The sequence below is a fragment of the Pseudomonas sp. HMSC063H08 genome (genome assembly GCF_001813645.1).
Classification (GTDB): domain Bacteria; phylum Pseudomonadota; class Gammaproteobacteria; order Pseudomonadales; family Pseudomonadaceae; genus Pseudomonas; species Pseudomonas aeruginosa.
On the sequence record NZ_KV813583.1, the window covers coordinates 1 to 9,700 of the forward strand.

Below are 9,700 nucleotides of genomic sequence, written 5' to 3' on the forward strand. Positions count from 1 at the left end.
CCGTGAAACCCGGCGTAACGGCGGATAGCGCCCGCGGCGCTATTCGCCCTACCCGGCAAGCCGTTCCGTCCGGCGGCGCTGCCCAACCCTCGACATGTCCCTGAACGGCCGCACCGTCGGGCCGCGGGTTCAGGTGCTCTCCCGCGCCATCAGCTCGAACCCCATGTCCAGCGCGCTATCGCGCACCTCCTTGCCGGCGATCAGCGCCAGCAACTGCTCCGCCGCGCGCCGGCCGATGGCTTCGCGCGGGGTGCGGATGCTGCTCAGGCGCGGGACCGTGCAGTCCGAACCCGGCAGGTCGTTGAAACCGAGCACGGCGATCTGTTCCGGCACCTTGACCCCACGGCGCAGGGCCTCCAACAGCGCGCCCTGGGCCAGGTCGTCGTTGCAGAAGAACACCCCGTCGACCTGCGGCTGGCTGGCCAGCAACTGCACGAAGAGTTCGCCGCCGAGGGCCACCGAGGACGGCCGCGGCGTAAGGATTTCCAGCCCCGGGTCGTAGCAGCCGGCTTTTTGCAAGGCGCGGCGGAACCCCTCGCCGCGCAGCAGGGTGCGCTGGTCGAGCTGGGCGCCGATGTAGGCCAGGCGCCTGCGGCCGCGTGCCAGCAGGTGCTCGGCAGCGGCCTCGCCGGCGCGCGACTGGGAGAAGCCGACGCAATTGAGCCCGGCGCCGGAGTCCAGGTCCATCATGTACACGCAGGGAATGCCACTGGCCTCGATCATCCGCCGGGCGCTCTCGGTGCGCTCGAAGCCGGTCAGCAGCAGGCCGCGCGGCTGGTAGGCCAGGTAGTTGCGGATCAGGTCCTCTTCCTCGTTGCGCGAGTAGTGGAAGTTGCCGATCAGCACCTCCAGGCCCTGCGGCCGCAGTACCGCGTGGATCGCCTCGAGGGTCTCGATGAACAGCAGGTTGGCCAGCGACGGCACCAGCACCGCCACGCTGTGGCTTTGCGCCGAGGCCAGCGCGCGCGCCGCGGGGTTGGCCACGTAGCCGAGTTCGCGGGCGGCGTCGCGGACCTTCTGCGCCAGTTCTTCGGCGACGCTGGCGACGCCGCGCAGCGCGCGCGACGCGGTGATCGGGCTGACCCCGGCGCGGCGCGCGACTTCGTTGAGGGTGGGACGTCCGGTGGTTCGCGTGTTCTTGTCGTTCTTGGTGATGCTCATCGTGGCCTGCTTGCCAAACAAAATTCCAGGCACTAAGGTAGCGCTGTCTCGCGACCTGGGCAATCGCCTGAGGCGGCCTGTCCGCCACTGCCCGCGCGGGATTCGACAGACCACAACGACAAGAAGGCGGAGCCAGGCTCGCGCGATTTTTTCCAGGTCGCAAAGACAGCGCTGTCTCACGCTTGAGGTGTTCCATGCATCCACCCCTCCAAGCCCTGGTCATCATGGGTGTCGCCGGTTGCGGCAAGTCCAGCGTCAGCCAGGCCCTCTGCCAGCGCAGCGGCGCCCACGGCATCGAAGGCGACAGCTTCCATCCCGCCGCCAACATCCGCAAGATGAGCGCCGGCATCCCCCTCACCGACGACGACCGCGCCGGCTGGCTGGACACCCTCGCCGAGCAGCTGCGCCAGGCGGTGGCCGCCGGCAAGCTGCCGGTACTGACCTGTTCCGCCCTCAAGCGCGCCTACCGCGACCGGTTGCGCCGCGCGGTGCCCGGCCTCGGCATCGTCTACCTGGAACTGACCCCGGCGGTCGCCGCCGAGCGCGTCGCCCAGCGCCCCGGCCACTTCATGCCGGCGACCCTGATCGACAGCCAGTTCGCCGCCCTCGAGCCGCCGCTCGACGAACCCCTGACCCTGCGCCTGGACGCCACCCTGCCGGTGGAATGCCTGGCGCAGGCCGCCCACGCCTGGTGGCTGGAGCACGCCGCCGCCTGAAGTCTTTCGCTTGTCCGACAAAGATAGCGCTACCCCGAAAAGGCGCTTCAATGAAACAGCAACTCCGGTAGAACAACGACAAAAGGAGAGCCCTCCATGTTCGGCATGTCACACGATGCCTACCTGCTCCTCGACGCCCTGGTGACCATCATCGGCCTGATCGTGCTGATCACCCGCTTCAAGGTGCATCCCTTCATCGCCCTGATCATCGCCGCCGGCTTCCTCGGCCTGACCTCGGGGATGCCGGTGGAGAAGATCGTCAAATCCTTCCAGGACGGCTTCGGCGGCGTGCTCGGCTTCGTCGGCGTGATCCTCGCCCTGGGCACCATGCTCGGCAAGCTGATGGCCGATTCCGGCGGCGCCGACCAGATCGCCCGCACCCTGATCCGCGCCTTCGGCAAGGAGCGGGTGCACTGGTCGATGATGCTCGCCGCGTTCCTGGTGGGCATCCCGCTGTTCTTCGAGATCGGCTTCATCCTGCTGATCCCGCTGGTATTCATCGTCGCCCGGCGCAGCGGCGTGTCCCTGATCAAGATCGGCATCCCGTTGCTCGCCGGCCTTTCCGCGGTGCACGGTCTGGTGCCGCCGCATCCCGGCCCGCTGCTGGCGATCGGCGTGTTCGGCGCCGACATCGGCAAGACCATCCTCTACGGCCTGATCGTCGCCCTGCCCACCGCCGCCATGGCCGGCCCGCTGTTCGGCGCGCTGGTCTCGCGCTACATACCCGGCACGCCATCGGCGGAACTGGTCGAGCAGATCGCCCACGAGCCCGAGACCCAGGACCTGCCCAGCTTCGGCGTGACCCTGGCGACCGTGCTGCTGCCGGTGTTCCTGATGCTGCTGAAGACCTTCGCCGACGTCGCCTTCCCCGATGGCCACGCGTTCCGCGCCTGGATGGACATGATCGGCCATCCGATCAGCGCCCTGCTCCTGGCCCTGCTGGTGGCGCTCTATACCTTCGGCTACGCCCGCGGCTTCGACTCGAAGAAGATCCTCAGGCTGCTCGACCAGAGCCTGGCACCGACCGCCGCCATCGTGATGATCATCGGCGCCGGCGGCGGCTTCAAGCAGATGCTGGTGGCCAGCGGGGTCGGCGACGTCATCGGCCATCTCGCGGTGAACGCGCAGATCTCGCCGATCCTGCTGGCCTGGCTGGTGGCCGCGGTGATCCGCATCGCCACCGGCTCGGCCACCGTCGCCACCATCACCGGGGCCGGCATCGTGGTGCCGGTGATCGACCTGATTCCCGGCGTCAACCGCGAGTTGCTGGTGCTCGCCACCGGTGCCGGTTCGCTGATCCTCTCCCATGTCAACGACGCCGGGTTCTGGCTGGTCAAGCAGTACTTCAACATGAGCGTCAGCGAGACCTTCAAGACCTGGACCGCGATGGAGACCATCCTCTCCGTGGTCGGCCTGGTCTTCATCCTGTTGCTGTCGCTGGTGCTCTGAGCACCAGCCCGACCGGAGTCCAGCCATGACCGAACCGATGCAACGCCCCGACCACGAAGCCTCGCGCTGGCCGCGCGACTTCGATATCCGCCAGCGCTATGCCGAGCAGCAGGAATTGCTTGAGCCGCCGCCGGCGCAGCCCCGCGAAGAGCCTACCGCCGACGCCTGAAGCCAGCCGGCGCCATGCCTTTGCTCCCGCCCCCCACGAAGCGGGAGCAAAGGCTGATTTCCGGCAAGGGCGCGACGGTTTTCCTGCTGAAACGATTTACCTTCGATCCGGACCGCGCTACAACAGTCCCACGCCTTTCATCCACGTCATTCGAGGACCCGCCATGACCGCCCCGCTCCACCTCGATTCGCTGTTTCCCAGCCTCGACGCCATTCCCGAGCAGTACCGCCCCGACGCCCCCATCGAGCAGCGCGACTACCTGGTCGACGGCCAACTGCGACATTGGGACGGCCCGCTGGCGCCGGTACGCAGCCCGGTATTCCTCGCCGAGGCCGACGGCGAGCGCCAGGTGATCCTCGGCAGCACCCCGCTGCTCGACGCCGACGCCGCGCTCGCCGCGCTCGACGCCGCGGTGCGGGCCTACGACCACGGCCAGGGCCTGTGGCCGAACCTGCGGGTGGCCGAGCGCATCCAGCACGTCGAACGCTTCCTGGCGCGGATGCGCGAGCAACGCGAGGCGGTGGTCAAGCTGCTGATGTGGGAAATCGGCAAGAACCTCAAGGACTCCGAGAAAGAGTTCGACCGCACCTGCGACTACATCGTCGATACCATCGAAGCGCTGAAGGAACTCGACCGCCGCTCCAGCCGTTTCGAGCTGGAACAGGGCACCCTCGGCCAGATCCGCCGGGTGCCGCTGGGCGTGGCGCTGTGCATGGGGCCGTACAACTACCCGCTGAACGAAACCTTCACCACCCTGATCCCGGCGCTGATCATGGGCAATACGGTGGTGTTCAAGCCGGCCAAGTTCGGCGTGCTGCTGATCCGCCCGTTGCTGGAAGCCTTCCGCGACAGCTTCCCGCCAGGAGTGATCAACGTCATCTACGGGCGCGGCCGGGAAACCGTGTCGGCGCTGATGGCCAGCGGCAAGGTCGACGTGTTCGCCTTCATCGGCACCCATTCCGGCGCCAGCGACCTGAAGAAGCTGCACCCCCGCCCGCACCGCCTGCGCGCCGCCCTCGGCCTGGACGCGAAGAACCCGGGTATCGTCCTGCCGCAGGTCGACCTGGACAACGCGGTGAACGAGGCGGTCACCGGCGCGCTGTCCTTCAACGGCCAGCGCTGCACCGCGCTGAAGATCCTGTTCGTCCACGAAAGCGTGCTGCGACCGTTCCTCGACAAGTTCAGCGCGCGCCTGGCCAGCCTCAAGCCGGGCATGCCGTGGGAACCGGGAGTGGCGCTGACGCCGCTGCCGGAGCCGGGCAAGGTCGACTATCTCGAAGGCCTGCTGAACGACGCCCTGGCCAAGGGCGCACGAGTGGTCAATGCGGGCGGCGGCGAGCATCGGCAAAGTTTCTTCTACCCCGCCCTGCTGAGTCCGGTGAGCCCGGACATGCGCCTCTACCACGAGGAGCAGTTCGGTCCGCTGGTGCCGGTGGTGCCCTATCGCGAGCTGGACGAGGTGATCGACTACGTCCTGCGCTCCGACTACGGCCAGCAGTTGAGCCTGTTCGGCAACGACCCGGCGCAGATCGGCCGGCTGGTCGACGCCTTCGCCAACCAGGTCGGCAGGATCAACGTCAACGCCCAGTGCCAGCGCGGCCCGGACAGCTACCCGTTCAACGGCCGGAAGAATTCGGCGGAAGGCACCCTGTCGGTCCATGACGCGCTGCGGGTGTTCTCCATCCGCACCCTGGTGGCGACCCGCGACACCGAGGCGAACAAGACCCTGGTCAGCGAGATCATCCGCAACCGCGCGTCGAACTTCCTCACCACCGACTACATCTTCTGAAGCGCCTGTCCCTCTCCCGCCGGGAGAGGGACCTGCCGCCACCTCACCCACTGTCCGCCAGGCAGCAGCCGCGCAACAGGCTGCCGCCCCGGCAACACCTCCTGCTCGCGCGAACCCGCGCAACCAGTGGCCTGCGCGGGTCGGCACAGGCTGTGCAACGGCCCGGACTCCAGGGTAGCCGTCGACCGGACGGCCCCGCTGCCTACCAGGAGCCCGCATGAACGCCCGCGTCCATCCCGAAGCCACCGCCGCCAGTCTCTCCGAAGGCGCCGACTACGAACTGCTCGCCCAGCGTTTCCGACCGATCTTCGCGCGCATCGCCGAAGGCGCCGTCGAGCGCGAACGGCAACGCGAACTGCCCCACGAGGCGATCGCCTGGCTCAAGCAGGCCGGCTTCGGCGCCGTGCGCGTGCCGCGCGAGCACGGCGGCGCCGGCGCCTCGCTGCCGCAGTTGGTTCAGTTGCTGATCGAACTGGCCGAGGCCGACTCCAACATCACCCAGGCCCTGCGCGGCCACTTCGCCTTCGTCGAGGACCGTCTCAATGCCGAGCCCGGCCCTGGCCGCGACCGTTGGCTGCGGCGCTTCGTCGAGGGCGACCTGGTCGGCTGCGCCTGGACCGAGGTCGGTTCGGTACGGCTGGGCGAAGTGCTCACCCGCGTCTCGCGCAAGGACGACGGTCGCTGGGTGGTGAACGGCAGCAAGTACTACAGCACCGGCAGCCTCTTCTCCGACTGGATCGATCTGTATGCCCAGCGCGACGACACCGGCGCCGACGTGATCGCGGCGATCCGCACCGACCAGCCCGGCGTGCGCCAGAGCGACGACTGGGACGGCTTCGGCCAGCGCACCACCGGCAGCGGCACGTCGCTGTTCGAGGACGCCGAGGTGGAGGAAGAGAACCTCATCGACTTCGCCAGCCGCTTCAAGTACCAGACCGCGTTCTACCAGTTGGTCCTGCTCGCGGTGCTGGCCGGCACCGGCCGCGCCGCCTTGCGCGACGTCGCCGCCGAGGTGCGCGGGCGGACCCGTATCTACAGCCACGGCAATGCCCCGCGAGTCAGCCAGGATCCCCAGGTGCAGCAGGTGGTCGGGCGCATCGCCGCGCGCGTCTACGCCGCCGAGGCGGCCACCCTGCGCGCCGCCGAAGCGGCCCAGCGCGCCTACCTGGCGCGCTTCGTAGGCGACCCGCAGGCGGAGAAGGAGGCCAATATCGCCGCCGAGATCGAATCGGCCAAGGCCCAGGCGATCGTCGCCGAACTGGTGTTGCAGGCCACCAGCGAGCTGTTCGACGCCAGCGGCGCTTCCGCCGTCGGCCGCGGCAAGCAGCTCGACCGCCACTGGCGCAATGCGCGCACCGCCGCCTCGCACAATCCCCTGATCTACAAGCAACGGATCGTCGGCGACTGGGAGATCAACGGCAGCGAGCCGCCCTACGTCTGGCAGATCGGCAGCGGTCCGGCCACGGCGTCCCGCTGAACCTCGCCCATCCCATCGCAAGGAGTTGCCATGAGCGCACTGGAAAAGAACGCCGCCGATCCCTATCGGCAACCGCTGCCACGGACCCCGGCCCGGCGCATCGCCGACGACGCCGAGGCGATCCGCGTCGCCCGCGAACTGGCCGGGCTGTTCGCCGAGGAAGCCTCGCTGCGCGACCGCCAGCGCCGGCTGCCGGTGGCCGAACTGGAAGCCTTCTCGCAGAGCGGCCTATGGGGCATCAGCGTACCGCGCGCCTACGGCGGCGCCGAGGTCGGCTACCGGACCCTGGCCGAAGTACTGAAGACCATCGCCGCGGTAGACCCGTCCCTGGCGCAGTTGCCGCAGAACCACCTGGCGGTGCTCGACCATTTGCGCCTGGACGGCAGCGAGGAGCAGAAACGCTTCTTCTACGGCCTGGTGCTAGACGGCGTGCGCTTCGGCAACGCCTTCTCCGAACGCCACAGCCGTACCGTCGCCGAATTCCAGACACGAGTGCTGGCGGATGGCGACGGGTTCCGCATCGACGGCCGCAAGTTCTATTCGAGCGGCGCCCTGCTCGCCCACTGGGTACCGGCCGTCGGCCTCGACGCCGAGCAGCGCGCGCACCTGGCGTTCATCCCGCGCGACGCGCCGGGGCTGACGGTGATCGACGACTGGTCCGGCTTCGGCCAGCGCACCACCGCCAGCGGCACCGTCATCCTGGACAACGTGCGGGTGCCGGCCGAGCACGTCATCCCGGTGCACCGCGCCTTCGACCGCCCCACCGCCGCCGGCGCCGTATCGCAGTTCATCCAGGCCGCCATCGACGCCGGCATCGCCCGTGGCATCCTCGCCGAGACCGTGCAGCAGGTGCGCCGCCACGCGCGGCCATGGATAGACGCCAACCAGCAGCATGCCTGGGAAGACCCCTACACCATCCAGCAGGTCGGCGACCTGCGCATCCGCGTGCGCGCCGCGGAAGCCGTGCTCGACCTGGCGGCCGACGCCATCGAAGCGGCGCTCGCCGCCCCCGACGAGGAGAGCGTGGCCGCCGCCTCGATCGCCGTGGCCGAGGCCAAGGTGCTCACCACCGAAGCCGCCCTGCTCGCCGCCAACCGGCTGTTCGAACTGGTCGGCACGCGCTCGACCCTGGAGGAACTCAATCTCGACCGTCACTGGCGCAACGCCCGCACCCACACCCTGCATGACCCGGTGCGCTGGAAATACCACGCCATCGGCAACTACCAGTTGAATGGGGTGAAGCCACCGCGGCACGCCTGGCTCTAGGAGCCGTCCCGGGCCTTGGGGGCGGATAGCGCCACCGGCGTCATCCGCCGTCCGCCCAGGTCAGGCCGGCAGCGCGTTGCGCCCGGCCTCCTTCTCCCAGAGCGCCCGCAGGTCGCGATAGCCGGCCGCCGGATGGGAATCCGGCAGCCGCGGGCCGTCGCCGAACAACTTCTCGCGCAGAGTCCCCGGCGCATATTCGGTCTTGTACACCCCGCGCTTCTGCAACTCCGGCACCAGCAATTCGACCACGTCGCTGAAGGTTTCGTGGGCCAGCGCATAGGCCAGGTTGAAGCCATCCACGTCGGTGTCCTCCACCCACTCCTGCAACAGGTCGGCGACGGTCGCCGGGCTGCCGACGAACAGCGGGCCGAAGCCGCCGATACCGACCCAGTCGGCCAGCTCGCGGACCGTCCAGGTGCGCGTCGGATCGGCGCTGGAAAACGCTTCCACCGCCGATTGGATCGCATTGGTGTGGATGTGCCGCAGCACCTGGTCCGGCCGATACTGGCCGAAGTCGATCCCGGTCCAGCCGGAGATCAGCGCCAGGGCGCCTTCGTAGCTGACGAAGGCGCGGTATTCGTCGAACTTGGCCCTGGCCTTGGCGTCGGTTTCGCCCAGCACCACCGTCTGCAGGTTGAACACCAGTACCTTGCGCGGATCGCGGCCGGCCTCGGCGACGCGCTGGCGGATGTCGGCGACCGCCTGCTTGAGCACGGTCTTCGATGGCGCGGCGACGAACACGCACTCGGCGTGCTCGGCGGCGAAGCGCTTGCCACGACTCGACGCGCCGGCCTGGTAGAGCACCGGCGTGCGCTGCGGCGACGGTTCGCAGAGATGGATGCCGGGTACCTGGAAGTGCTCGCCGACATGGCGGATCTCGTGAATCTTGCCCGGGTCGCTGAAGATCCTTCGGCGACGGTCGCGGAGCACCGCGCCGTCCTCCCAACTGCCTTCGAAGAGCTTGTAGAGCACCTGTAGGTATTCGTCGGCATAGTCGTAGCGGCGGTCGTGGTCGAGCTGGGCCTGCTGGCCGAGGTTGCGCGCGCCGCTTTCCAGGTAGGAGGTCACTACGTTCCAGCCGATCCGGCCCTTGGTCAGGTGGTCCAGGGTCGAGAGTCGGCGGGCGAAGGGATAGGGATGCTCGAAGGACAGCGAGGCGGTCAGGCCGAAGCCCAGGTGGCGAGTCACCGCGGCCATCGGCGTGATCAGCGCCAGCGGGTCGTTCACCGGTACCTGGGCGGCCTGGCGGATCGCCGCGTCGCCATTGCCGTCGAGCACATCGTAGATGCCCAGCACGTCGGCGATGAACAGTCCGTCGAAACGGCCGCGTTCGAGCAACCGCGCCAGGTCGGTCCAGTACTCCAGGTCCTTGTACTGCGAGGAGCGGTCGCGCGGATGCGCCCAGAGGCCGGGCGACTGGTGGCCGACACAGTTCATTTCGAAGGCGTTGAGACGGATTTCGCGCGGCATGGGGACTCCTTGGTTTGCCTGTGCATCCGGCACCCCGTGCACAGCCCGTGCCGGGCCGCGGGGCCGCGCCGGACAAGGCCTGGGTGACAAGCCCCTGTCACTGTGCGGGCGCAACTGCTGGGCAAGTGTTGGTGGATCAACACATTCGCCCGCCCCACCCGAGCCCCGAACCCCGTAGGGCGAATAGCGCCCCAGCGCTATCC

General features: G+C 68.8%; 8 protein-coding genes. 6 read left to right on the plus strand and 2 right to left on the minus strand.

What is annotated here, in order from left to right:
• Positions 1–129: 129 nt before the first annotated feature.
• A complete protein-coding gene (gene gntR, locus HMPREF2924_RS27065; RefSeq protein WP_070700788.1) occupies positions 130–1,161 on the minus strand; it encodes an HTH-type transcriptional regulator GntR in 1,032 nt (343 codons plus the stop codon).
• A 194-nt stretch (positions 1,162–1,355) separates the two neighbouring features.
• Between gntR and HMPREF2924_RS27070 the strand changes: the two genes are divergently transcribed.
• From HMPREF2924_RS27070 to HMPREF2924_RS27090, 6 genes are all read left to right on the plus strand, one after another.
• Positions 1,356–1,877: a gluconokinase, GntK/IdnK-type gene (locus HMPREF2924_RS27070; RefSeq protein WP_003107130.1), complete on the plus strand. Its 522-nt coding sequence runs from the start codon at positions 1,356–1,358 to the stop codon at positions 1,875–1,877.
• A 96-nt stretch (positions 1,878–1,973) separates the two neighbouring features.
• Positions 1,974–3,326, plus strand: coding sequence for a GntP family permease (locus tag HMPREF2924_RS27075; protein WP_003131668.1), 1,353 nt, complete (start codon positions 1,974–1,976; stop codon positions 3,324–3,326).
• A gap of 25 nt (positions 3,327–3,351) precedes the next feature.
• Positions 3,352–3,495 (plus strand): hypothetical protein, encoded by a 144-nt coding sequence (locus tag HMPREF2924_RS35965; RefSeq protein ID WP_003111383.1) that lies wholly within the window; start codon positions 3,352–3,354, stop codon positions 3,493–3,495.
• 163 nt (positions 3,496–3,658) lie between these two features.
• The gene (locus tag HMPREF2924_RS27080) at positions 3,659–5,284 is read left to right on the plus strand and encodes an NADP-dependent glyceraldehyde-3-phosphate dehydrogenase (RefSeq protein WP_003117844.1); all 1,626 of its coding nucleotides are present in this window, start codon (positions 3,659–3,661) and stop codon (positions 5,282–5,284) included.
• A gap of 217 nt (positions 5,285–5,501) precedes the next feature.
• The gene (locus HMPREF2924_RS27085) at positions 5,502–6,761 is read left to right on the plus strand and encodes an acyl-CoA dehydrogenase family protein (protein WP_003117845.1); all 1,260 of its coding nucleotides are present in this window, start codon (positions 5,502–5,504) and stop codon (positions 6,759–6,761) included.
• Between the two features lie 30 nt (positions 6,762–6,791).
• Positions 6,792–8,027 carry an SfnB family sulfur acquisition oxidoreductase gene (locus HMPREF2924_RS27090; protein WP_003131666.1) on the plus strand — a complete coding sequence of 412 codons (1,236 nt, stop codon included), beginning with the start codon at positions 6,792–6,794 and terminating at the stop codon, positions 8,025–8,027.
• Between the two features lie 60 nt (positions 8,028–8,087).
• On the opposite strand, the gene HMPREF2924_RS27095 is transcribed toward HMPREF2924_RS27090, so the two are convergent.
• Positions 8,088–9,497: an LLM class flavin-dependent oxidoreductase gene (locus HMPREF2924_RS27095; protein ID WP_003107490.1), complete on the minus strand. Its 1,410-nt coding sequence runs from the start codon at positions 9,495–9,497 to the stop codon at positions 8,088–8,090.
• Between the last annotated feature and the right edge of the window lie 203 nt (positions 9,498–9,700).